Annotated in this window: 21 protein-coding genes and 3 pseudogenes; 4 read left to right on the forward strand and 20 right to left on the reverse strand. The window is 59.1% G+C overall.

Features of this window, described 5'->3' with window-relative positions; translation table 11 throughout:
• Window positions 1-40 precede the first annotated feature (40 nt).
• The 5 genes from OKW37_RS16040 to OKW37_RS16060 are packed head-to-tail and all read right to left on the reverse strand — an operon-like array spanning window position 41 to window position 4740.
• Window positions 41-763 (reverse strand): ATP-binding cassette domain-containing protein, encoded by a 723-nt coding sequence (locus OKW37_RS16040; RefSeq protein ID WP_429405355.1) that lies wholly within the window; start codon window positions 761-763, stop codon window positions 41-43.
• Window positions 760-1476, reverse strand: a complete 717-nt coding sequence (locus OKW37_RS16045; protein ID WP_429405353.1) for an ATP-binding cassette domain-containing protein — start codon at window positions 1474-1476, stop codon at window positions 760-762. Before OKW37_RS16045 ends, OKW37_RS16040 begins: the two co-directional genes overlap by 4 nt.
• Window positions 1473-2639 carry a branched-chain amino acid ABC transporter permease gene (locus OKW37_RS16050; protein WP_429405351.1) on the reverse strand — a complete coding sequence of 389 codons (1167 nt, stop codon included), beginning with the start codon at window positions 2637-2639 and terminating at the stop codon, window positions 1473-1475. The genes OKW37_RS16045 and OKW37_RS16050 overlap by 4 nt, the downstream gene beginning before the upstream one ends.
• A complete protein-coding gene (locus tag OKW37_RS16055) occupies window positions 2636-3502 on the reverse strand; it encodes a branched-chain amino acid ABC transporter permease (RefSeq protein WP_429405349.1) in 867 nt (288 codons plus the stop codon). Before OKW37_RS16055 ends, OKW37_RS16050 begins: the two co-directional genes overlap by 4 nt.
• Before the next feature lie 14 nt (window positions 3503-3516).
• The gene (locus tag OKW37_RS16060; protein WP_429405346.1) at window positions 3517-4740 is read right to left on the reverse strand and encodes an urea ABC transporter substrate-binding protein; all 1224 of its coding nucleotides are present in this window, start codon (window positions 4738-4740) and stop codon (window positions 3517-3519) included.
• A gap of 384 nt (window positions 4741-5124) precedes the next feature.
• On the opposite strand from OKW37_RS16060, the gene OKW37_RS16065 reads away from it, so the two are divergent.
• Window positions 5125-5808 carry an SDR family NAD(P)-dependent oxidoreductase gene (locus tag OKW37_RS16065; RefSeq protein WP_429405344.1) on the forward strand — a complete coding sequence of 228 codons (684 nt, stop codon included), beginning with the start codon at window positions 5125-5127 and terminating at the stop codon, window positions 5806-5808.
• A 167-nt stretch (window positions 5809-5975) separates the two neighbouring features.
• On the opposite strand, the pseudogene OKW37_RS16070 reads toward OKW37_RS16065, so the two are convergent.
• From OKW37_RS16070 to OKW37_RS16080, 3 genes and pseudogenes are all read right to left on the reverse strand, one after another.
• Window positions 5976-6244: pseudogene (locus tag OKW37_RS16070) on the reverse strand (IS3 family transposase); the annotation flags it as partial.
• Window positions 6245-6372: 128 nt separating this feature from the next.
• Window positions 6373-6906, reverse strand: a complete 534-nt coding sequence (locus tag OKW37_RS16075) for a DUF1097 family protein (protein WP_429405342.1) — start codon at window positions 6904-6906, stop codon at window positions 6373-6375.
• Between the two features lie 544 nt (window positions 6907-7450).
• Window positions 7451-8364 (reverse strand): annotated as a pseudogene (locus tag OKW37_RS16080) (LysR family transcriptional regulator).
• A 401-nt stretch (window positions 8365-8765) separates the two neighbouring features.
• Between OKW37_RS16080 and OKW37_RS16085 the strand changes: the two are divergent.
• From OKW37_RS16085 to OKW37_RS16095, 3 genes are all read left to right on the forward strand, one after another.
• Window positions 8766-9518, forward strand: coding sequence for an MFS transporter (locus OKW37_RS16085; RefSeq protein ID WP_429405340.1), 753 nt, complete (start codon window positions 8766-8768; stop codon window positions 9516-9518).
• 217 nt (window positions 9519-9735) lie between these two features.
• The gene (locus OKW37_RS16090) at window positions 9736-10404 is read left to right on the forward strand and encodes a TetR/AcrR family transcriptional regulator (RefSeq protein ID WP_429405338.1); all 669 of its coding nucleotides are present in this window, start codon (window positions 9736-9738) and stop codon (window positions 10402-10404) included.
• Window positions 10405-11343: 939 nt separating this feature from the next.
• The gene (locus tag OKW37_RS16095; protein WP_429405336.1) at window positions 11344-11712 is read left to right on the forward strand and encodes a DUF1330 domain-containing protein; all 369 of its coding nucleotides are present in this window, start codon (window positions 11344-11346) and stop codon (window positions 11710-11712) included.
• Between the two features lie 10 nt (window positions 11713-11722).
• On the opposite strand, the pseudogene OKW37_RS16100 reads toward OKW37_RS16095, so the two are convergent.
• The 12 genes and pseudogenes from OKW37_RS16100 to OKW37_RS16155 form a co-directional block, all read right to left on the reverse strand.
• Window positions 11723-11887 (reverse strand): annotated as a pseudogene (locus OKW37_RS16100) (IS5/IS1182 family transposase); the annotation flags it as partial.
• A gap of 160 nt (window positions 11888-12047) precedes the next feature.
• Window positions 12048-13082, reverse strand: a complete 1035-nt coding sequence (locus OKW37_RS16105; protein WP_429405334.1) for an XdhC family protein — start codon at window positions 13080-13082, stop codon at window positions 12048-12050.
• A 76-nt stretch (window positions 13083-13158) separates the two neighbouring features.
• A complete protein-coding gene (locus OKW37_RS16110) occupies window positions 13159-14343 on the reverse strand; it encodes a thiolase family protein (protein WP_429405332.1) in 1185 nt (394 codons plus the stop codon).
• A 70-nt stretch (window positions 14344-14413) separates the two neighbouring features.
• The gene (locus OKW37_RS16115; protein WP_429405330.1) at window positions 14414-15136 is read right to left on the reverse strand and encodes an OmpW/AlkL family protein; all 723 of its coding nucleotides are present in this window, start codon (window positions 15134-15136) and stop codon (window positions 14414-14416) included.
• A 474-nt stretch (window positions 15137-15610) separates the two neighbouring features.
• On the reverse strand, window positions 15611-16879 hold the full coding sequence (locus tag OKW37_RS16120) for a CoxG family protein (RefSeq protein ID WP_429405328.1): 1269 nt from the start codon (window positions 16877-16879) through the stop codon (window positions 15611-15613).
• Window positions 16855-17109 carry a hypothetical protein gene (locus OKW37_RS16125; RefSeq protein ID WP_429405326.1) on the reverse strand — a complete coding sequence of 85 codons (255 nt, stop codon included), beginning with the start codon at window positions 17107-17109 and terminating at the stop codon, window positions 16855-16857. The genes OKW37_RS16120 and OKW37_RS16125 overlap by 25 nt, the downstream gene beginning before the upstream one ends.
• A 19-nt stretch (window positions 17110-17128) precedes the next feature.
• Complete coding sequence (locus tag OKW37_RS16130) at window positions 17129-17995, reverse strand: FAD binding domain-containing protein (RefSeq protein WP_429405324.1); 867 nt, start codon at window positions 17993-17995, stop codon at window positions 17129-17131.
• Window positions 17992-20379 (reverse strand): xanthine dehydrogenase family protein molybdopterin-binding subunit, encoded by a 2388-nt coding sequence (locus tag OKW37_RS16135; protein ID WP_429405322.1) that lies wholly within the window; start codon window positions 20377-20379, stop codon window positions 17992-17994. Before OKW37_RS16135 ends, OKW37_RS16130 begins: the two co-directional genes overlap by 4 nt.
• Entirely contained in the window at window positions 20379-20888 is a 510-nt protein-coding gene (locus OKW37_RS16140; RefSeq protein WP_429405320.1) for a (2Fe-2S)-binding protein, read from the reverse strand. Before OKW37_RS16140 ends, OKW37_RS16135 begins: the two co-directional genes overlap by 1 nt.
• The gene (fahA, locus tag OKW37_RS16145; RefSeq protein ID WP_429405318.1) at window positions 20885-22210 is read right to left on the reverse strand and encodes a fumarylacetoacetase; all 1326 of its coding nucleotides are present in this window, start codon (window positions 22208-22210) and stop codon (window positions 20885-20887) included. The genes OKW37_RS16140 and fahA overlap by 4 nt, the downstream gene beginning before the upstream one ends.
• An 18-nt stretch (window positions 22211-22228) precedes the next feature.
• On the reverse strand, window positions 22229-23515 hold the full coding sequence (locus OKW37_RS16150; protein WP_429509873.1) for a CaiB/BaiF CoA transferase family protein: 1287 nt from the start codon (window positions 23513-23515) through the stop codon (window positions 22229-22231).
• A gap of 2 nt (window positions 23516-23517) precedes the next feature.
• On the reverse strand, window positions 23518-24351 hold the full coding sequence (locus OKW37_RS16155; protein ID WP_429405312.1) for an enoyl-CoA hydratase/isomerase family protein: 834 nt from the start codon (window positions 24349-24351) through the stop codon (window positions 23518-23520).
• Window positions 24352-24467 lie beyond the last annotated feature (116 nt).

Here is a 24467-nt window from a genome sequence, read left to right on the forward strand (position 1 = left end):
AACCTCAGCCAGCCAAGAATGGACCCGTCAAGTCATCCGTTTATGCGTGAACACCAGCGTATTGGTTCACGAGGTCGAGGTCGTTTAAGTACTCTCGAGGAATCTCCCCTCCCAACCGTCCCCTTCGGATTACGAGCACCCGCTCGACGACCGCTATTAGGAATTCGAGGTTTTGTTCGACCAACACAACGGTCAAGTTCTTTTTTTTGCGAAGCTCGGTCAACGTCTCCGCGATTTCCTCGATGATGGAAGGTTGGATTCCTTCGGTCGGTTCGTCGAGCAGCAGTAGCGACGGACGCCCGGCCAGAGCACGCGCTAGGGCGAGCAGTTGCTGTTCACCACCAGAAAGTGAGCCCCCAAGGCGGTCGAGCAGCCTCTCGAGTCGGGGGAAATCAACGAGCAATTCCTCGATGATGGACTTAGTGTCGCCGCCAGCTTTCAGCGCGCCGAATAAGAGATTGTCATACACCGAAAGCGGCGGGAAAATATCGCGGCCCTGCGGCACGTAAGCCATTCCTCGACGCGCGCGCTGATGCGGGCGGAGCACAGTTACCTGCTCCTGCTGAAATATAACCTCGCCGGCGGTAACGGGTAATGCCCCAATCAGTGTCCTCATCAATGTGGTTTTGCCCATTCCGTTGTGGCCCAGAATCCCGACCGCCTCTCCTGCCTGAACGGACAGTGAGATGTCGGACAACACAGGAATCGAGCCATAACCACCGTGAACGCTCTCTGTTTCCAATATAGGCTTCGTGTCGCTCATTGCGGCTTCTTTCCCAGATAGATTTGCTGGATGAAGGGGTCACTCATGATTTTTTCGGGTGAATCCTCCCTGAGGATGGCTCCTTGATGCAGAACCGTCACCTTTTTCGCAATCCGACGAATGAAGCTCATGTCGTGCTCGACAACGACCACCGCGTGTCTCCGATTTATTTCGAGTATCAAGTCCGCAGTCCGCGCAACTTCGCTGTCGCTCATTCCGGCCGCCGGTTCATCCAGAAGAATCAGCGGCGGGTCCGCGGCTATGACCACACCGAGCTCTATCCACTGACGTTGGCCATGCGCCATCACGCCAACGACCGAATCGTGGAAGCGCGACATCCCGACTCGCTCGAGTACTTCCCGCACAACACGCTTCATTTCCGCCGGCTTGTGCGTTCGTCGTGCGGCCAGCCAGATGTTCTCCCAGACGGTTAGTCCGTTGAAAAGGCTGGGAACTTGGGTTTTGATACCGATCCCCAGACGCCCGGGCTCATGGGGCTGCACTCCAGCGATGTTGGTTCCTCGAAAGAGAATCTCTCCGGAGGTGGGCTTAACCTGCCCGGTCAACAGCTTGAAGAAAGTACTTTTTCCGGCCCCGTTTGGGCCAATAACACATCGCAGTTCGTTCTCGGCAAGCGCGAAGTTGACGTCTCGTGTCGCATGTACGCCGCCGAACCGTACATTCAGATTTCTTGTCTCGAGCAGAAGTGTCATCGCACAGCATCCTTTTCGACATCGAGCGAAGAATTACCGCGATTCACGTCGGATGGCCCTTTGTAGTCGGTATCCGAGCCGAGTGAACTCCCGCCTCCATCCAGCAGCTCTACGGGTCTCTGCCTCCTGGGCAAGAAGTATCCTATGACAACGCCTACTGACGGCACTATTCCTCTAGGCACCAGCAAAACGAATACAACCAGTATCGCGCCGAGAATTAGGCTCGCATTGAATGTCTGCTGTGTGCCAAGCTGCGTAGTGAGCCATTGAATGAAAATGGCACCGAGAACAGGTCCGATGAACGTCCCAAGGCCACCGACCATAACCCAAATGATGATTTGCGCGGACTGAGCAAGGCCAAATATAGTTGGGCTAGTGAATGCCCCCCAGTTGACGAAGAAGCAGCCCGCGAGCCCTGCAATTGCGGCGCCGCTAACAAAGACGAGAAGCTTATAGACTCGAGTGTCATATCCAAGAAGCAACGCGCGCTGCTCGTTTTCCTTGACCGCTACCACAACGCGGCCGAACTTGAGCGCCATCAGAACACGAAGCAAAGCGTAGATGCCCAAAAGAGCGCCCACGACAAGATGGAACAATCCCCGTGGACCGATGGTGTCGTCGATATTCCCTGGCATATTCAACGGCGCTACATTCGGCATCCCGTTGAAGCCACCTAGCGCCGCGCTCCCAATCGTCCATTCCGGACCTGCTGTGGAATTCATCAAGTTGAAGAGAATCAATGTCACGGTGAGGGTAATGACGCCCATGTAGACGTCCGAGAGCCGCCCATAGAAGATGAGGTACCCGAGAATCAACGCAAAAACAGAAGGCACAGCAATCGCCAGCAGCACGGGCACCGTGCTGTCGCCCATGTTGCTGACCGCCACGGCATATGAATAGGCGCCAAGCCCGAAGAACGCGGACTGCCCGAAGCACAATATTCCTCCCATGCCCCAAACCAGTCCTAGACTGAGCGCCAGGATTCCCATCACTGCGTAAACGGTCGCTTGGATGAGCGAAAATTCGTCCATCACTAGGGGAAGCGCGAGATAGAAACCGAAGCCAATGACGAGCGTAGAGGCTGCGCTGCACCAGGACTTGGAGAAGTGTTCTATTAAAGAGCACCCGGCGTCGACCGATTCGTGATTCGTACGTGTGCTCACAGAGACCTCCGAAAAAATCTACCGGTAATGCCTTGAGGCAGAAGACGGAGCATGATGATTGCGGCAAGCAGCAAGGCAACCTCCCCTGCTACAGGAGTCCACATGTATGTCGCGAACTGATTGACCACGCCGAACAGGCTCGATGCGCTCAAGAGACCCGAAACCAACGCCGGCCCACCGCCTACAACCGTAATAAAAGCTCTGGCAACAAATGCGCCGCCCATCGTGGGAACGACCCCTGTCAGCGGCGCGAGCAGAGCGCCCGCGAGCCCCGACAGCGCGGCGCCGACGGCGAAGGTTGCCGAGTAGACCTTTCTCGGGTCCACTCCAAGCACGTCCGCCATCTTCGCGTTTTGCATGGTGCCGCGGGCGATGAGTCCCAGCGACGTTCGAGTCAAAATCCAACGCATTGCAACGATAATTGCGACGGCGACAAAAATGATGACCAGCGTGTAGGTGCTGACACTGTAGGCCCCGACAGTGAATGTACCCAGAGGGGCCGAGATTCCGGTCGTTGTGTTGCCAACGATTGAAGTGACGACTCCGACCAGGAGCAGAGATAGCCCCCATGTTGCCAGCATCGTGTCCACCATACGGCCGTACAGGTGTCTGACGACAAGACGTTCGAGAACAAGCCCGACTAACGCGACAAACCCCGGCGCAAGAAGAAATATCGCGACCCAGATATTGACTCCCAATTGAGCGAACTCAATTGTCGCGTACGCACCGAGCATCATAAATTCGCCATGCGCGAGGTTTATGACCTTCACCATGCCGAAGATAACTGCCAGTCCTGACGCCACAACGACGAGACTGGCAACGGCATAAAGCATTTGAATGACAGATATGATTAGGGTATCCATGACAGACTCACTCATCAAATCTTGATGACATATTGCCGATTGTCACGAGGGTTCTTGATGAGATTGCAGACGGCGCTCGTATCACTCGGAGGCTGAGCATTGAAGGTCTGGACAATCCGGAAGCCGTGATTGCGAACTTCCGCCAGGCTGACGTCGAGTATGCAGTGATGCGTCGCGGCGTCGACAGATACTTTGCCTCCCGGTCCGTCGAACTTGACCCCTGATTCGAGAGCTTCGATAACCTTCAATTTGTCTAAGCTTCCGGCTTTCGCAACGCCCTGCGCCCAGATGTGGAAGCCTTGATAGGTACCGATGGCCTGGGCGCTGACATGCGAATGATTGTTCCCAAAGCGTTTTGCAAAGCGCTCCTTAAACTGCACGTTTGCAGGATTGTTCAACTCCTCAAAATAGTTGAATGCGACAAGGAAACCGTCGCTTTCTTCGGGTGACAAAACGACTTGCTCATTTCCGAGCCCGAACGTGGTCGAAGCCAAGGGGATTTTCGTGCGCATCCCTGCTGCCGCCCACTGACGATAGAATGAGATATGTGACCCACCCACAAGCGCAGACACGACAAAGTCAGGCTTAGCTGCTTGAATCTTTGCGATGCTAGATGCGAAATTCGTTACGTCTAACGGGAAGAAGTCGATTGATGCGACGGAGCCGCCGTTGTCCTGTACGTACTTCTTGACCCATTGGGACGTAATTTGCCCATAGTTGTAGTCAGCGGCCAGAACATAAACCTTCTTCCCCCACAGGTTCATAGCGTATGGAACCAACTTTGCGACTGTCTGACCGGGCGTAACCCCGATACAGAACGTATTCCGGTCACAAACACCACCCTCGTACAGGCACTCGTAAAAGTACAGCGTCTTGTACCGGTCAAGCACAGGCCGAATGACCTCTCGAGATGCCGAACTGATACCACCGTGCACAACGGAGACTTTGTCCTTTAACGCGGCCTGCTGCGCAAACTGCGCGTAGAGTTGCATGCTCGATTGCGTGTCGTAGGAGAGAAGTCGGAGCTTCTTACCGAGAAGACCCCCGCGGGCGTTCCATTCGTCGACCGCTAAAGTCAAACAGTCGGCCATGGGCTTGCCGTAGATGTCGAGTCCGCCAGATAGGTCAAGGATGCTGCCTACGACGATTTCGTCGGCGGCATAGGTCGCAATTGGAAATCCGGCGGCACCTGTCGCGGCCGTTACTGCGACATTTCGGATGAACGAGCGGCGGTCCATAGCAATCTCTCTCAGAAAAACTTCCGCGACAGGGTTCTGTCGCACTTGGTAGGTGAGGCGGTCAACCGAGCCAGAATCCCGGTCTCGGGCTATACCTGACAACCGATGGTAGGTAGCCACTTTTGGTCCCGCTTGGACAAGCTTGCCAATGCGCTTGACTCGACAAGACAGACGCTCAAACGGCCGCCATTTCATCAAGCAGTTGTGCGATTCTTACCCGTAGACAGCGAGGAAGCACTTGATTGAACGATCTGGCGATGACTTGAACGGAGACGAAAATGAGCTTTGAATCGACGACTGTTGTAGTGACCGGCGGAGGGTCTGGAATTGGGGCAAGGACGGCGAGAGCCTTCGGCTTGTGTGGCGCCTCTGGGCGCCTCTGTGGTGGTCGCAGACCTGAATGTGAAGAGCGCGCAGACCGTGGCAGCCTCCATTTCGGAAGCGGGGTCCGACGCATTAAGCGTGAACCTCGATGTTTCGAATCCAGAGTCCGTGAATGCTGCATTCTCGGCCGCCGAAGACTGGAAAGGTCGACCGACCGCTGTATTGGTGAACAGCGCGGGCATTATCGGCATCTGTTCCCTTTCCGACTACAAGTTTGAAGATTGGCAGAGAGTGTTTAACATTAACGTCACAGGAACGTTTCTCGCCTCTCAACGTGCCGCCCATTCAATGGCCGGAGCTCGGTATGGCAGAATTATTAACGTTGCCTCGGTTAGTGCGGAACGTGCGGGCATTGGACGAGCGGCGTACGGGACGTCCAAAGCTGCGGTTGTTGGACTAACTAGACAGTTGGCTATGGAACTTGGTCCACTCGGAATCACTGCGAATGCTATTGCACCGGGGCCCGTCGGAACTGCGATGACAGCTGAAAGCTTTACTGAAGAGACAATCGCAGAGTGTTCGTCGATGATCCCAAGCCGACGACTTGGGACGGTCTATGAGATGGCGGACGCAATTCTCTTTCTCGCAGCCAGGAGTTCGGGCTATATCAATGGCGTGTTGTTGCCTGTCGACGGCGGCTATCTCGCCTCAGGTGTCGCCAAAACGGGCTCCCTTACCAACTGACAACATACAGAAGAGAAGGCGGACTCGTTGAGAGTGCACGCCGAGCCGGGAGCCAACTTCGGAAGGTTTGCGCCTCGGCGTAACTGAGCCGCTGTGCCCTGCGCCCCGATACGCCGACGGTTTCCCGAGCTCACTATCGATTCACTGCTATCGCCCATACGCTTATTGGATTTGCCCCGGCATCTCTCAACGGCGGCCAGCATGACGTCGCGCACTACGTCGCGACTGTGGCCGCCGGTCGTCGCCGCCCAGCTCATTGCTTCGCGGTCGCAGCAATCCTGAGGGAACGGACACGCAGCGGTTCGCCGTTGTCGCAACGAAACTCGAAGCCATCAGAACACCAACGCTGCTTGCTTTTCGCCACCGCGACGTTGCCATCGTTTCGGCACCGAGGGCGCGGCAGTGCCGTGCGGCGTTCCATTAGCAGACCGTGGTCGCCGACGGACCAGCGGGCGCGCCTTAGATTGGCGCAATCGGGCGTTTCGACTTATCCGCGGAGCGCTGCCGGAACTGAGCTCGAATGGTTCGACACTTACGAGCAGGCACTCCATTCCATTCAAGGGGTTAGAAAGCGGTTCGCTTGATTTTGTTGCGGTGAATCAGCCAACGTCCGTCCTCGTCGAGGAACTTCAGGCCTGAAAAATTGATGTACCCAAGAACGACACCAAGACACAGCGTGAGCATCACATAGGGCCATTTGTCACCGCCTACAAGGAACGAGCACGCAATCCCACCAAACATCTGTGGAATGTTGCTAAAGAGCCCGTATAGTTTGACCGACACATGGATAGCCACCAATACTGCAGTTACAACTAGAACAGTGATGGCGAGCGCGACCGGCGGTGAGATGTGTGCGGAAATAATAAAACTGCTCACCTTAAGATAGACGAGCCCCCATAGCACACCAGCGACGGCACTCGTCATGTGATTTGGAATTTGCTCGAGCTTGGCACCAGCATTGATGAAAATCGGGACCGCGACGAAGGTGCATGGAAGCACACCAAAGGCAGCGAGCGGACTTACGAGGTAGAGCCAGACGTATGCTCCAGCCGTGATTCCAACCCAGATTCCGAAATTTATCGAAAATCTCAATTTCATGGCTTCACCTGTATAAATTAGATTTGACGATTTTCGTCTGTGCAGAAATACGAGATGTTTAGCCCAGGCTTACCATACAAATAGTGCCGGGACCCGCTTCAATCTATGGTGAACGTTGAACGCTCCTCGTGACTGATAGGAGGCATCCTAGGCATCTAAAAATCCAGACGCTTGACTCGCCACGCCAGACTGCATGGTTGGGTTGGTCAGTCCCTGACGGAGCCAAAGTGCTTTTGGGCGACCAACCATCACCCCGTACACGCAGGCAGGCTTCCGCCTCGAACACATCCCTGAGGCTTATGCATTGAAAGCGAGCGTACTATCTATGCCGGACGCCTGCGAAAGATACCGTGCTGCGTCAGTCCACCCAAACGTGGCTGAACGACGGAAACTATCGTGTCGTCGTCGCTTTTTCGCAGCAGCCATCAAAAGAATTCACGCGTGGACAAGAAAGAAAGGTCTCCGACGTTGGGGCCTAAGTTCCGGATTGTCGGGTGCAATTCCGAAAGGGATTAGTGAGTCGGATTTCGCCAACCCCGACGTATCAGTGCGCCGCCGAATACTCCTCAAGCAAATGCGCGTCCCGAGCAATGACGGTGGGCATGAATTGACGCAAAAATTCAAGCCAGGTTCGGATGCGTGCGTCGGTGTATCTGCGTGACGGGTGGAGCGCGTATATGTTCATCTTCTGCAGCGTGTACTCCGGAAGGACTCGAATTAAGCTGCCGTCCGTGAGTCCTTCGAGCGCGGTATAGACCGGACGACCCCAATTCCCATGCTCGCACGCGCAGCCATGGCAACTGCTTCCGCCGTATTCAACTCGACGGGTCCCGCGACCTTCACTGATTCCGTCCGGCCATGACTCTCGAGCAGCCACTCGAATGCTGGAAAGGCAGGCGTCCGCAACGGCAGGCACCGACGGGATGCCTTTCTCCTGCGCGTACTCAGGCGACGCGCAAAGAATGCTGAAGGAGTTGCCAAGCAGGTGAGAGATAAGGTCAGAATCCGGCAGCACCGAGCACGTGGCTACGATAGCAACGTCCGTACTTCCCTCGAAGAGCTCCGGAATCCGTTGAGAAAGCGTCAGGTCGACCGAGACTTGCGGGTAGCTGGCGCGGTACTCCTTTATCGCTGGAAGGATGTATGACATGCCTACGCTTGCGAAACTGTGGATGCGCAGCTTGCCCATGGGTCGCGACTGCGCCTCGCTTGCTTCCTCATCTGCACGTTCGACGTCTTCCAGAATCTGCTTGCACCTTGCGAGATAGATTTCGCCAGCCTGCGTCAGCGCCACTTTCCTCGTCGACCGATTGAGCAGCCTTGTTTGTAGCCGCTCTTCAAGGTCAGCGATGGCCCGCGACATTGCACCAGGACTGGTACTCAATGTGTTGGCGGCGGCAGTAAAGCTTCCACATTCAATGTGCGCACGAAGACGCGCATCTGGCTGAGGGTATCCATCCGACTTCCTTGTGGACTTTGCGATTATTCGGTTTGTTCTGAGTCGGCCGTAACATCATCAGATTTCCAGCCTCCTCCGAGCGAAAAGCTCAATCTGACTCATCGCAACGCCAAACGTGCTTTTAGCCAACCTCGACTCATCCTGACTCAGCGTTCGATTTGCGTCCAGTTCCTCGAGATACGTCGCCCAGCCTGCGACGAAATCGTCTGTGAACGTCGTTGGCCGACTTGTTGGCGGAGGCGTGTGCGCCATCTAGCGCTCGGAGCATGCCCCAGACACCGGCGCAACTATCGAGGCTCGATTGCACTTCTTTAAGGGCCCCGCAGTACCGAGTCATCGAGCTGGCGAGCTTGGCCACTGCCCTGCTCTCCTTGCTGCCGAAACTCGGGCTCGAGTTCCATTGGCCGAAAGCCGCGACCAGGCCCGGCACGATAAGATGCCACCGGCGCTCGTCGCCGCGGTCGGCGCTGTGGCCGCGATGGGCGTGGCATGGCGCCTCCGAGACATCCCGACTGCGCCGGCCGTCAGTCTCGAGCGCAGGCTCACGCCGCTCGGCGATACACGCGTGCTGCTTACGCTCCTGACCACCTGGCTCGTGTATGCGGGCCTCTTTCTGACCTACACGTACATCGGCTTGACCTTCGACCGCGCCACCGGCGGCGACGCGCGCGTGCTCGCCGGTCTGCTACTGCTCTGGGGCGTGGCCGCTACGGTTGGCAATTTCGCCGCCGGTCGCTTGACTGATCACTTCGGCAGCCGCCGCATCATCAACGCGGCCATCGCCATCGTCGCTTTGGACTTCGCGCTGCTGCCCTGGACTTCGGCGTCGATCGCGACCGCCGCACCAGCCCTCGTCGTCTGGGGCATGTGCGGCTGGAGCCTGCTCGTGCCGCAGCAGCACCGCCTCATCAGCATCGCACCCGTTGCGGCGCCGGTGCTGTTGGGCCTGAACTCGACCGCCATCTATATCGGCGTATCCATGTCGGGGGTCATACGGAGCGGCCATCACCTGGTTCGATCGCCACACCCTTGGCCTCGTCGGCGCGGCACTCATTACGGTGGGATTTTTTGTGGCCGAATGCGCATACCAGCGCATTTCGCAACCAAATCGTCAACCGACGAAAGCGGCGCCCGGCTCGTAAATCGACGGTAAGGAACGGGGTCGCGCGCGATCCATGGGGTTCTGACCAGTTTTCGTCCGTCCCAATGACCCGCGCCGACGCTTCGCCATGGTGCCGAGCGTCTCTCGATGAGAATGAATTTATCTTATCTTCGCCAAGTTTGATCACAAGCTCGGGTGAGCACTGATATGATCACGGACGGTGTAGCGTGTAACAGGCTCCAACAAAACCATTCGTTCGTATCATTCAATGACAAGATCACGCACTCGGGCTGTCAAGTCCGCACCGACTCCGTATCACCACGGCGACCTGCGGAACGCGCTGATATCAGAAGGCCGGCGCCTGCTCGAGGAGCTGGGAGCGCACGAGCTGAGCCTGCGGCATGTCGCGCGCTCAGTAGGCGTCTCCATCGCGGCGCCTTCATATCACTTCGAGAGCAAGGAACACTTGCTCGCGGCGATCGCGGCCGAGGGATTCAACGAACTGGCGGCACTGCGCAGCGAGATCGCCGCATCGACGGTCGACCCGATGATCAAGGTCTTCCGCATGATGCAGTGCTACGTGCGCTTCGCCGAACGCGAAAGGGGACTCTTCGATCTTATGGTGGGCACGCGCCTCCCGGCCATGGCATATGAGGATCTCGCGGCTGCCTCAGTGGCATCGTTCGAGCTATTCGCGTCTACCGTGTGCGACTTTGCGCGGACCAAGGGTTGGGCTAAAAAAGATCTCGATCTCGTCCTGCACGCCGCATGGTCGGTAGAGCACGGTCTGGCCGCACTGATCCTGGCTCAGCGCGTGCCCTTTCCCGGGCACGCAGTCGACGTGCAGCAGATGATCAACTTCTCGATATCGACCATGCTGAGCGGAATCTCAGCGGGGCCTGACCTTCGCGCTGCGATCGCGAAGGTCGCGACCTGAAGGCGAGCGTTTTGCGTGTTAGCTAGGCCGCGCTAGACGCCGCAAACAGTAAGCCGCGGCCATCGACGCGGCTTCCTTGACTGAGAACGCCATCGCCTGGTCAGGCATTTTCACGCCATTCTTGGCGGCCACGATCGCGGCGAGTATCGACAGCGATTTCGGATGGAGTTCGACTGCCGATGTAGATCCCCGGAGGCCCATCGAGTCGCTGCAATTACTCATCGCGGTCGTACAGCAGCAACGCGACCCGATTGCGCTTGCGATGCGAGCGGAACGCGAATATCGCTCGTGCGCGAACGGATCGAACTGCATCGATCGGACCACCAGCATTACGAGGCTGTTGATACCGACTCGGAAATCGATCGCATCGCGGTGCAGGTAGGCCCGTAACTCGGCATCGAGCCGAAACATTAATGCGCGCCCAACGCTTCGATCGTCGCCCGCATAGCGCCACGCAATCGCCGCGCTATGCAACACCGAAGCGGCTACTTCGACTTCGATTCGCCGGTTCCCTACAAAGACGGCCGACCATCTTGCCAGACGAGTTCTCGCGAACGCAAATGTCGTTTCTGTTGTCGAGTCGCTCCACGAGCCGGTGAACAAGGCATCGATGGTCTCCTGCTCCAACGGCGTCCTGAAGACCTTGTTGACAAGCTATTCGGCAACAAGGCGACCGACCACGGCGGTGTCGGTGCCGCCATGACGCAATCGCAATTCTTCTCCATAGTCGGCTCAATAGAGTTGCGTGACCCCACTCTTTCGCATACTATTAGTCTCATATGCACATGAATTGCATGCGTCTGCAGAGAAAAGATGCCGACTTGTATCCGCTCCGTCTCATTTGCATATATTAGATCCGAGTTCGCGCTGGCGGCGCGTGCCGCCCAGCGCGCCGTCGCCAACCCACCGTAATTCTGTTCATCGAAAGGAGTATTGGCAATGAGCGAAAGTTCGCAGAAGAAAAAGTTCTACGCGCTGAATATGTTCGACGTGACCGACGTGGAGAAATACCTTGCGTATTTCCGCCGCTTGCCTGAAGCGGCCCCGCGATATGGCGGCCGAATGGTGGCGCTTGCCCGTTTCCGAAACAACGTCGTTGGCGATCTCGCGCCACGGCAGGTTCTGTTTCTCGTCGAATGGGAGTCCGAAGAGGCATTCAACAGGTTCCGTGACGATCCAGACTTGGCCGACTTGCACCCGCTGCGGGAAAACGGGACGGCGCGCTATCTATGGCAGACGTTCGATGGTCCCGATATGGCCGCCCCCGACCGTTCGCTCGACGATGTACTGGCGGTACTCAAGCCTTAAGAGTCCCTTTTTAGAACACCTGCTGGTAAACAGTGCGCCTGAGGAGGAGGCTTCCGAGGGCGACGTGGACCATGGCCTCGGAGCATTCGAGGCGCTCTTCATAGTCTCGCGCGAGGCGGCGCCGGCAAGTCATCCTTCCGAAGGTGCGCTCTACGACCCGGCAACGTGGCAGGACGAAGGGCTGCACTAAAAAAGATCTAAATCTCGTCGTATGCCGCATGCTCGGCCGAACATGGATTGGCCGCACTGATCCTGGCTCAGCCGGGCCTGACAGTCGCGCCGCCATCGCGAAGGTAGTGACCTGAAGCGGAGTTTGGCGTGTCAACCACGCCCCGCTAGACGCCGCAAACGGCACCCGGCGTTGCCATCGATGCGGCATCCTTGGCTGAGGACACCATCGCCTGCTCAGGCAGCTTCACACCATTCTTGGCCGCCACGATCGCGGCGAGAATCGACAGCGCGATTTCGGATGGAGTTCGACTGCCGATGTAGATCCCCGCGGGCCCATCGAGTCGCTGCAACTCCTCATCGGTCATTTCGAAATGTTCCTTCATCCGCGCTCGCCGATTGGTGTTATTTAATCGCGAGCCGAGTGCCCCCACGTAGAAGGCGGGCGTCTTCAGGGCGTCCATGAGCGCGAGATCATCGAGCTTGGGATCGTGCGTCAGCGCCACAATCGCCGTTTGAGCATCCGGTTGAAACGCCTGTACCGCGTCATCCGGCATTTCCCGTGTGATCGAAACGGGCCCAAACTCATGGTCATCCAGGTAATCCGTGCGGGGATCGCAAACGGTGACCTCAAAGCCCAACCCGATGGCTGTTGAGCAGAGGTAACGCGAAAGCTGACCGCCGCCAATGACCAGGAGGCGATAGCGGGGACCGAGGACCGTTCGGAGCAGGTCCTCCCAGAGTTCGAGTTGAGCCCCACGATCCGTATCGGACAACTCGACCGTACCCGTCTTCAGATTCAAGGCTCGACATGTCAGGCGCCGCGAGTTAAGCCTGTCCACCAATTCGTCGATGCGACTGATACGAGAGAGAGGCTCGAGAACCAGTTGAAGTGTCCCGCCGCAAGGCAACCCAAAGCGATGTGCCTCGTCAGCACTGATGCCATAAGAGACGATCGTAGGCAGACTCTGCGGCGTAAGTCCGTTGATGCTTCGTTCGCGCACATGGGTGATCAAGTCATCCTCGATACAGCCCCCCGACACCGAACCCGTTACGCGGCCATCGTCACGAATGGCCATCATGGCGCCAGGCGGACGCGGAGAAGATCCCCACGTCCTGACCACGGTAACAAGCAACACCGCATGCCTTTGAGACATCCACAAACCGCAGTCACGCAAAACTTGCAAGTCTTCCGCATCCATGAGTTGTCCTACTTCCATGATGGCGAGTAGCGCGCTCGCTGTCGTCGAAATCCCTATCCACTACTTGGACCTGGCATCAGATCCGCTCCAGGCACAAGGCGATCCCCTGCCCGCCACCAATGCACAGCGAGACCACTGCTTTACGTGTCTTGGTGCGCTCGAGCGCATGCGCGACCTTCGTGATCAGAATGGCACCGGTGCCGCCGATTGGGTGTCCATGGGCAATCGCGCCGCCATCGATGTTGAATTTCAACGGATCGATCTTCAGCTCGTCTCGCACGGCGATTGCGATGGCGGCAAAGGCTTCATTGACCTCGTAGCGATCCACGTCTTCGACCGTCCACCCTGCTCGGTCGAGTGCCAGACGGATGGCAGGAAGCGGCCCCAGCCCGAAGAACGCGGGTTCGACCGCGGCGACACCCACACCGCGAATCGCGAGCATGGGCTGCATATCGTTGTCGCGAGCCATGACCTCATCACAAACGATCATCGCGGCAGCACCGGCATTGACGCCCGGAGCATTGCCCGCGGTAATCGTTCCTTCGGGGCGGAAGGCAGGCTTCAGCTTCGCAAGGGTCTCCATCGTGGTATCCGGCCGATTCGATTCATCCGCGCAAAAGTGGATCGCAACTCCCTTCGGTCCTCTCACGGTCAGAGGTTCAATCTCTGCTTCGTACCAACCGGCCGCCTGCGCCTTGGCGAAACGGCGCTGGCTTTCCACAGCGAACAAATCCTGAGCGTCGCGAGTGATCCCAAACTTCATCGCGAGATCCTCGGTATGCCAGCCCGAAGGTTTGCCCGAGAAGGCGTCGTTCAATCCATCGAACAACATGGAATCGATAGCTTCCGCATTGCCCATGCGAGTCCCGAAACGCATGCCGGGCAACAGGTACGGCGCGCGCTCCATGTTTTCCGTCCCGCCAGCAATCAGGAGGCGCGAGAGTCCGCTCGCGATCTCCGCATACGCACTGGCCACGGCCTGCGCACCGGAACCGCAAACCCGGTTGACCGTCATCGCTGGGACACTCACCGGCAATCCGCCGTGAATTGCCGCCTGCCGAGCGACGTTCATACCGTTGCCGGCCTGCACCACGTTGCCCATCACAACCGAGTCGACACGCTCCGGATCGAGCTTCGAGCGGCGCAGTGTCGCGGCAATGACGTGCGCGCCCAGCATTGCTGCGGGTGTGCTCTTCAGTGATCCACCAAAAGCACCAATGGCTGTGCGAACGGGGGAACAGATGACGATGTTCTTGCTCATGGTGATGATTACTCCGCTTGAATTATTTCAGTTATCCAGCGGCCCCACTTGAGTGAATGGAGACGCATCGTCAGAACCGGTAACCGATCACCAAACCCAAGAGATCGGGGTTGGCTTTGACGCCGATGGTCCGGGTGATGTTGCCGAATCCGGGTGTCGCAGTGGTGAGGGTGAGTGTCGTTCTCGTCCAGTAGTGCAAATAGGAAAAATCGACGAGCCAATGCTTGGTGAACAGATACTCGACCCCTAGTCGCGCGACAGGCCCCCATGAATTTTTCGTCTTGACCGAAGTCTGCGTCCCTTGGAACGCGTTCGTGTAGGCGGCATTGGCTTTTTGATCCGTGAAGAAAGTGTAGTTCACACCAAGCCCCACGTAAGGCCGAATGCCATGGAAGTCCGTGAAGGTGTAATCAACCATAACGGCCGGGAACCAGGCCTTGGCTGTTACGAGCTCCCCTAGGGCGGCTGCATTGCCCGCTCCTTCGCTGCGTATGCTCACAGGACTTCCCATTTGGAGCAGGACAGACCAGTGGTCGGACAGCCTCCGCTGATAGCTCAAGCCCAGTATGCTTGTATTCTTCAGGTCCACCTGAAGACCGGGAGGGGTGGTGCCCGGCGGACCCGACATGTTGCCGGACTTGGTGTTGAAGATGACACCGACATATCCCATCTTTACAGTGTTTGCAGGTTCGTCGACTTGCGCGTTTGCCGATTCGTCAGCTCGAGCGCCCTCGCATGCGAAAGCAATGGATAACCCCATGGCCAGGGCAGTGATAGTTTGGCTTTGTTTCATTTGTCTCCGTCTCCGTCATTTATACAATTGCCGAACGCGCAACAAGGTGGTTTTTAAAACCATGGTTCGGCAACTGCCTTCTTGAGTTGCTCCACATGGGTCTTTACTTGCGTTACGACGAATGGCGCAACCTGCGGTAATGCCGGCAAGGTCGTCGCCTCTCGCGGCTCAGCAGCCCCCCAATGACGTCGCTATGCCCGAATCGTTCCAGCGGGCCCTGCCGCAGTGCAGCCCGAACTTGTATGCTGAGTTGTCACACCTAAGGCGACAAAGGCGGCAAGCCGTGTGGAACCAGCGCATCGAAGCCGCGTAATTGCACGGTGGGAATCAAGTCGTCCTCGATGCAACCGCCCGACACTGCGCCGGACCACCCCGCCGTCGTCTTGCAACATCCTCATTGCACCCGGCAGGACGAGGGACGAACCTGAGGTACGCAACTACGGTGACCGGCAAGACCGCATGCTTTTCCACGAGCTAATCGGCACAAGCGCGCAAAGCGTGCAAGATCGTCGGCGCCCATGAGCAATGTGTCCACAGAGCGGAGCCAGCCACGGCCGCGGTCGCGCTCACTCCCAACAGAGCCCACAACGCTCGCTTTGCCCACGGTCCGCGCTTGCCGCGGTCCGCGTCCGCTGCCACCCCGGCAATCGACGCGCGCAACCGAGCCTCGAAAGCTGAAAAAAATTGGTTGCCGATCGTCAAGCCGATGAACTCGATCAGCCGCGATCCACCCTTGCCAACGTAACCGCGAACCTGGGCCTGCAGGTCGTAGCACACACGCGTGTGCCTGCCCTCTTCGATCAACGTGATCTTGGCCAACCCTGTTGTCCCCTGGTCCCCGACGAACGACACCATGTAGCTCGTCGGCATGTCGACGTTATGCACTCGAAGCGTGCTCTTGAAGCGCACACCGAACCGCCCCATCGGCGCCAGGACTTGCCTAAGCATATCCAACCGCACCGGATCTAACGACTCGATTCCGGGAACGCACGACTTGAGCACCTCGTGATTGGCGAGTGCGTTGAAGGTTGCAAATATTGGCGCCCGAATCAGTCTTTCTCCGATAAGCTTGATCGGAGTACCAGCATCCACATTCCGCGGTTTCGCTAGAGGCGCCGCGGTCTCGGGGAGCATGTTTGGCACATTCGCTATCGCTTCGTCCAGTTCCGGCTGCGATCGCGCCTCGGCCACCGACGGCAGGCTCCCGGTGTGCTTCGGTGCAGCAGTAGCGACATGGCGTGAAATCGTCGGCACGTTGGTCTCGCTGAGGATAACGACCTCTCCAGTGGCCGATTCGGCCGTTGCCGGACTCAATCGGGCTTCAAACGCCGAGAAGAAATCCTCCGTGATCTTCGACGCGGCCGCATTGATCAAGCGGGAGCCGACCTGAGCCAAGCGACCTCCCACCTGAACTCGAGACGTGTAACTCAGCAACGTCTGATTCCCCAGTTCCGTCAGCGACACGTCCGCCGACCCTTTGCCAAAGCCGGCGACCCCACCCTGCCCCTCGAAGGACAACATATAGCTGCGCGGCGCCTGGACATTGCTCAATGTCACCGTTCCCTTGAAGCGTGCGGCGACCGGCCCGACCCGCGCTGCCAGTACGGCCATTAGCGTGCCCGGCTGTACTTGTTCCAGCGACTCGCATCCTGCGATGCACGACTTGAGCGCCTCGGGGTCGTTCAAGGCCTCCCAAGTAGTGGCAATCGGCGCGGGAATCAGTCTTTTTCCAACGAGTTCCATTCAGTCTCTCCGGCATATTTCCGTTCGGTCGGGCACGCGACTTCGACACGGATATCACTTCCTAAAAATGCATTGCGAGGCCAGGCTCGGCATCTAGCGGCCGGCACGGCAGCGCAGCCCGGTGATATGAGATTCAACGCAAGTTCGCGCAACAAGTGTTCGATAAGCGCGCCCGGTTTATTCGCGCCAAGGCGCAACAATTCGAGCAAATCACCAGCTAGTTGACTCATGTTGCGTCTCTAACGCGAATCAATGACAACCGTCCGTCGACATCGCATCAGCCAGCGCGCGCCGAAGCATCGTTCGGCCGAGTTGGATGCGGTAGTCGGCATCGACGAAGCGGTCTTCCAACGGGGTGACCTCAGAGAACGCCAGATCCAGCAACTGCTCCGTCTGCGCCGGTTGGCCGGCGTATCCTGCCAGCATCTCTTCGGCGTGCTTCGCACGGTACGCGTGATCGGCGAAGCCAGTCACTGCGATTCGTCCACCGGTGCATTGACTGGCCTGAAGAGCGAGGACAACGGCCACGCCGACGACGGCGTAGCCCGAGGCCGGATGGCGGAACTTGCGATAGGCCACACGCCGGTCCGGCACCACCGGGACACGTACGCGCACGATGATCTCGTCGGACTCCAGCGCTGTCTCGAAGAGCCCCTTAAAGAACGAATCTGCGGCAATCGAACGCGTGCCCTTCGCTCCCATGACGTCGAGCTTCGCGTCGAGGGCGAGCATCGCAGCCGGCCAATCCGCCGAAGGATCCGCGTGCGCTAACGCGCCACCCAGGGTGCCGCGATTGCGCACCGTCGGGTCTGCGATCTGGTGGCCGACAGTCGCAAACATCGGCAACACTCCATTCAGCTCGACGTGGTGCTCAAGCTCGGCATGCGTGGTCGCAGCGCCAATGACGACCTCGTTCGCGTCGATGGTGATGCCCCGAAGGTCGGTTAGTTCGCTCACGTCGATCAGCTTGCTTGGACTCGCCAAGCGCAGCTTCATCATCGGCAGCAGCGAATGGCCTCCGCTCAGCAACTTCGCCTCCTCGCCGCCGTCGACGAGCAGACGAATTGCCTCTGACAAGCTGTCGGGCCGTACATACTCGAATGCACGCGGAATCATGCTGAGCTCCTTTTGTCGACTTGTGCGGCACGGATAGCGCGCCATACTTTGGGCGGCGTCAACGGCATGTCGATATGGGTGATGCCAAAACTGCTAAGCGCATCACAAACGGCCCCAACGATGACCGGCGGCGCTCCGACACAGCCGGCTTCACCGATGCCCTTGGCGCCAAGCGGATTCATGGGAGTAGGCGTCACCTGGAAGCTCGTACGCACGCGTGGAATTTGTTCGCTATTCGGCACCGCGTAATCCAGCAGCGAACCCGTGAGGAGTTGCCCGCTCTCGTCGTATTCGGCGCCTTCGTACAAGGCCTGGCCAATTCCCTGTGCGACTCCGCCGTGCACTTGCCCATCGCAAAGCATGGGATTGATAACATTGCCGACGTCGTCGACTGCGACGTAGTCCAGAATGCTCACCAAGCCTGTTTCGATGTCGACCTCGACCACGGCGGCATGACTACCGAACGTTGTAACGCCATCTTCCGGCTGGAAGAACACCGTTTCTTCCAGGCCGGGCTCCATGCCGAACGGCAGTTCGGAGCTCACGTATGCCATCCGTGCGACGTCGCCGAAGCTGACTCGCCGCTCAGGTTGTCCGCTCACGAAGAACGTTCCCGAGGCGTGACCCATCTCTTCGGGCGTCGCTTCCAGCATCGCGGCCGCGATTGCGGTCGCCTTGGTCACCACCTTCTTGGCCGCCAGGTGCGCGGCTGCACCGCCAACCGGCATGGACCTCGAATTGAACGTGCCATGCCCGGCCGGGACCCTGTCCGTGTCGCCATAAACGACGTCGATGTGGTCCATGGGCAACTGCATCGCATCGCCGACGATTTGTGAGTAGGCGGTGGCGTGCCCGTGTCCTTGGGGCATTGAGCCCGTGAAGAGCGTCACCTTCCCATCGGAGTGGACGCGCAACAGCGCGCTTTCCCATCCGCCGCGGTCAAATCCGACCCACTTGAGCGGAATCGAATTGCCCAAGCCCACCATTTCCAAGTAGCAAGTCACGGCGATGCCGACATAGCGCCCCTGCGCCCGCAACGCCGCCTGCCGCTCGCGCCATTCGCTGTAGCCGATTGCCTCCACAGCAGCCTCGAGGCAGCCCTCGTAATTGCCGGTGTCCCAGGTGAAGACCGGGGTCTCATACGGGTGGTAGGGAAACTGGTGCTTTCGGATTAGGTTGATCCGGCGCAGCTCGACCGGATCCATGCCCAACTCGGCAGCGACTGCGTCCATCGTTCTTTCGATCAGATACGCGGCTTCCGGCCGACCGGCGCCTCGGTAGGCGTCCACCGGCGTAGTGTTGGTCGTCACAAGCCGCATCTCTCCATCGAGCGCGGGGATGTCATAGTTGCCGCAGGCGAATGAAACCGTATTGATGGTCGGGATGCCGGTCGCCATGTTGGACAGATAGGCGCCCAAGTTGGCCAGTGAGCGCATCTTGATGCCGAGCACACGGCCATCTTTTCTGACCGCTGCTTCCACATACTCTGTGTGAGCGCGACCGTGCGTGGTGGCTGTGTGCGCCTCGCTACGTGTCTCCGTCCAGCCCACGGGCCGCCCGAAGTGCCTAGCAGCGAACGCGACGAGTATCTCCTCGGCGTACAAGTGCATCTTTGACCCGAACCCGCCGCCAATGTCGGGTGCAATAAGATGAATCTTGTGTTCGGGCCAGCCTAGGGTTTCGGCCAGCCAGCGCCTGGACATGTGCGGAACCTGTGACGGCAGGTAGATGGTGAGCCTGTCGTCGTTCGCGTCAAATACCGCGCGCACCGCACGAGGCTCGATGGGACTCGGAATCAGCCGGTTGTTGACCAGTCGCACCTTGATCAGGTGGTCGGCCCGCTCCGCTGCTGCTTCGTAGTCGCCGCCGCCGCCCCGGTAGACTCCGATGAGGTTGCCGGGCACGTTGTCGTGCAATTGCGGCGCGCCTTCCTGGAGGGCAGTCTCCTCGTCGACAACCGCCGACAGTACGTCGTAGTCGACAATGACGGCTTCGAGTGCATCGGCCGCTTGCTGGCGCGTATGGGCCACCACGAGCGCGACCGCTTCGCCGACATAACGCACACGTCCATCGGCCAGTGGCGGATGCGGGGGCACCTTGGCGCCGCCCACGACCCAGTTCGGACGGATGTCCCCGACCTTGCTACGCAGGTCCTCATAGGTCAGGATGCCCACCACCCCTTCCATGGCCAATGCCGCGGACGTGTCGATCGAGTTGATCAATGCGTGACCATGGGGCGAGCGCAATACCATGGCGCAGGTCAGCCCCTTGATCGCGATGTCATCGGTGAACCGACCGCGGCCAGTTAGCAAGCGCGGGTCTTCGCGCCGAGTGATGGATTGCCCAACGAGGCGCGAAGACGCTGCGTGATCGAGCATGCTCATTACGCGTTCCCCTTCGGTTTGCCGGCGTCGCCGGCCGCCTGATTCGCACGGCTTGCGGCTAGCAGGACCGCATCCACGATGTTCTTATACCCGGTGCAGCGACACAGATTGCCGTGCAAAGCTTCGCGCACTTGCGCTTCGGTCGGGTTTGCGACCCGATCCAGCAGCGCCTGCGCGGCGAAGATCATGCCCGGCGTGCAGAAGCCGCATTGCAGCCCATGCACTTCCGTGAATGCCTGCTGTAGCGGCGTCATGTTCTTCGGCGTGCCCAGACCTTCAATGGTCGTTACGCCGTGCGTCTGCGCCTGCACCGCCAGGACCGTGCATGACTTGACCGTCTTCCCGTCCATCCGAACGGTGCAGGCGCCGCATTGCGACGTGTCGCACCCGATGTGGGTTCCCGTCATGCCTGCGTGGTCTCGCAGGAAATGCACGAGCAGCTCCCGCGGTTCGATGACCGCGCTCACCGAGGCTCCGTTGACCGTGATGGTGACTTGTTGCCGCGTCATCTCGCTCCCCCCTTGATCTGAGCCGTGCATTCGCCGAATCCGATGGACTGATAGCCGTCCCGGCAGCAGACGCCGCGCAGCCATACGACGTCGCCGTCTTCCAGGAAGGGGCGCGTTTCTCCTGAAGGCAAGAGCACGGGTTCCTTGCCTAACGTAGTGAGTTCCACCATGCATCCGCTGTTCTCACGTTCCACACCGGAGACGGTTCCGCTGGAAAGCAAATCCCCCGTACGCAAGTTGCATCCATTGCTGGCGTGGTGCGTGAGCATCTGCGTAAGCGTCCAGTACTGCTCGCTGAACTGCGGGCGGGCCAGGACCACGGGTTCCAGCCCGTGTTCCCGCATGACGGCTGTCTGCAGAAGAACCTCAAGCGAGATGGAGATGGCTCCTCCTGCCGCATGCTTCGCCGACGTGAGGGCCGGTGGCGGAGGAGGATCCTCCGTGGCCCGAGTGGGGGCGGCCACCCGGAACGGTGCCAGCGCCTCCAGCGTGACCAACCACGGCGAGACAGTGGTCATGAAACTCTTGGCGAGGAACGGCCCTAAGGGGTAGCTTTCCCAGCCCTGGATATCGCGCGCCGACCAGTCATTGACCAGACAGAGCCCGAACATGTGGTCCTCGGCTTCATCGATCGGAATTGTCGATCCCAGCGCGTTGCCCTTCCCGATCAGGCAACCGACCTCAAGCTCGAAGTCGAGTAACTGCGTGGGCATATATTCCTGCGCCGCAAGCGCCTCGCCGGAAGAAGGCGCCGCCTGCCCTCTGGGCCGTATGCACGGGACCCCGCTTTGGACCACGCTGGACGCACGCCCGTGATAGCCGATGGGCATGTGCTTGAAGTTCGCCGCCACCGGCATATCGGGTCGCGACAGCTCGCCGGTGCGACGCGCATGGTGGATCGAAGTGAAAAAATCCGTGAAGTCGCCGATGTGCGCCGGCACCTGCATTCGCACCTCGCGCACGGACAGCAAGCACATCGAGGCCGGAGCCTCATGCTCACTGCCGTCCTGCAACAGTGCAAACACGGCGTGGCGCAGTGCACGGGTTGCGCGGCGGCCGTGCGTCATCAGCGCATTGAGCGCGGACATATGCAACTCGGCTGTGAACTCCGCCAACTCAGGCAGCAAACCTTTGTCCAAGGCAGCGGCGATGTCGAGGACTTTATCCCCGATCGCTACTCCGATCCTGCCCTCCGGGGACTGGCCGTGCTCGAAGATGCCGAGCGGCAAATTCTGGATCGGAAATTCTGTATCCGGTGAATTGGCGCTTTGCACCCAACTGCGTGCACGCGGGTCGTGAGTATGGTCGATCGCTTCGCTCATGATGACACCTATTGCACGCTATGCAGTGACTGAGCCAGCAGCCGCTTCGGCTGCCGGCGTCGCATCCGACGCCGAACTAACCAAGGGCGGGCTTTGGCGCGGGTGTTCGACCAGTGCTTGCGCCCCAATCAAGGCGCCAATCTCCGATGCGCTCATGCCCAGTTCAGCGAACACCTCGGCGTTGTGCTCGCCCCGGAATGCAGGGGCGGACGGGGCATCCAACGTGTCTTCGGAGAATCGCCACGGGCGCCCGTGCAGCTGATAGGTGCCGCCGAACCTGTCAGGCACTTCCAGCACGGCGCCCCAGTACTCGGCCCATTCGGTCTGCGCCGCTTCTTGCGTGGTGCGTATCTCCCCAATCGCGATCTTGGACTCGTCGAGTTGAGCGTCGAGTGCTGCCATGTCGCGAAACGTCAGCATCCACGTCTGGACGATCGCATGAAGGGCATCGATGTTCTGAGCCCGAAGTGCAGCCGTAGCGAAACGGGGATCGTCTGCCAGATCAGGGCGCCGCATGGCGTGCAGATACGAGGGGAAGGTCAGGCTGCCCACCAGGCTTGCGGGGGTGAGGATGCGCTTGCCGTGAGGGCCAACGAAGAACGAGCCGTCCGCGGCACCAATGATGGCCGGTTCCGCGCCCGTATCGATGCCGGCAATGTCCACGTGCGCGCGCTCGTTGATCGCCATGATGACGGCGGCCATAGCAACGTCGATGTACTGGCCGCGGCCGGTGCTCTGGCGCCGGTGCACCGCAGCCAGCACCGCAACCGCGGCCTGCAGGCCGGCATAGACGTCGGCATGCGACAGCGGATCCGACCTCAGCTTGGAAAGCGCGTCACCGTAATGACGCAGCGTGTTGTGAGTGAACCCGACCTCCGCCTGAACCGTGGGTGCGTAGGCCATGCGCGAAGCCCAAGGCCCCCCTTGGCCATAGCCCGAGATCGACACATAGATCAGCCTCGGGTTGATCTTTGAAAGTTCCTCGTAGTCAAGTCCGAAGAACTTGAGTGTGCCCGCACGGAAGTTCTCGACAAAGATGTCCGCATCCTTGCAGAGCTTCAGGACCAATTCCCGCGCGCCCGCGACATTCAGATCAATGCTGACATTGCGCTTGCCGACGTTCTGCTGCGCGTAGTAGCCGGACATGCCATCCGTATTGGGGAAGGCAAAGCGAGAGACATCCGGCCGCGGCGGTTCGACCTTGATCACCTCCGCACCCAGATCCGCCAGCGTGCGAGCACACAGCGGACCCGCCAACACGCGGGAAAGATCAACGACCTTCAGGCCTTGCAGTGGTCCAGCCATGATCAGCACCCCCTGAACTTGGCTGCGCCGGGGCCTTCCGCAAGGAAGGATTTGAGCCCGACATCCACATCTTCGGATGCCCAAATCGCCTTCTGCAATTCGCCCATCGCCAGGTCAGCCGCTTCGACGCCCTCGTTGGCTGCAATCGTCACGATCTGCTTTGTCACCCGGTGTGCAACCGTCGGCCCGTTTGCAAGCTCCTGAGCGACAGTGAGGGTCGCCGATTCGAGCTCCTCGTCCGCGACGACCAGATTGATGAGACCCCATCGCTCAAGTGTTTCGGCGTCGTAGCGGCGCCCCAGCATCGACATCTCCTTCGCACGTGCCACGCCGATACGCTGGACCTGCCGCTGAATCCCCCCCATCAGCGGATGCAACCCGAGTGCACTTTCGACCGAGCCGATCTTCGCCGATCGCGCAGCGATGATGTAGTCCGAAGCGAGCGCGAGTTCGAGCCCCCCACCCAAACAGGCACCGTGTACGCTCGTTACGATCGGGATTGGCAACGTCTCGAACGCACGCAGTACGTCGACGGGGGCGAATGCACGCGGTCCGTCGGCAACGGGCGCTTGCTCAGCACTCGCAGTCGCGCCATCGGTCTTGACCTCCGTGGCCGCCTGCATGAGGCCGCTGAACTGGGTGACGTCCGCACCCGCGCAAAAGTGTCTCAGATTGCTTCGCAGCACAATTGCGCGGCAGCCCGTTTCGACCGCCTCTTGCATCGCCGACAACAAGGGGTCCATCAGCGTCGCATTCATAAGGTTATATGGGCGATGGTTCATAGAGAGCACGGTCACATACCCATGCTTTTCCTTGATAACAACGTCTTCACTCATTCGATCACTCCTGACTGTGCGGTGATTTTATCGCTGATAAGATTGAGTAACTCTATGCCCCAGTCGGACCCTGGTCAACAGCGGGCTTTCCCCTAGAAAAAGCACTTTTTTCACCC

Source organism: Paraburkholderia sp. MM5482-R2, assembly GCF_050436125.1.
Taxonomy (GTDB): domain Bacteria; phylum Pseudomonadota; class Gammaproteobacteria; order Burkholderiales; family Burkholderiaceae; genus Paraburkholderia; species Paraburkholderia tuberum.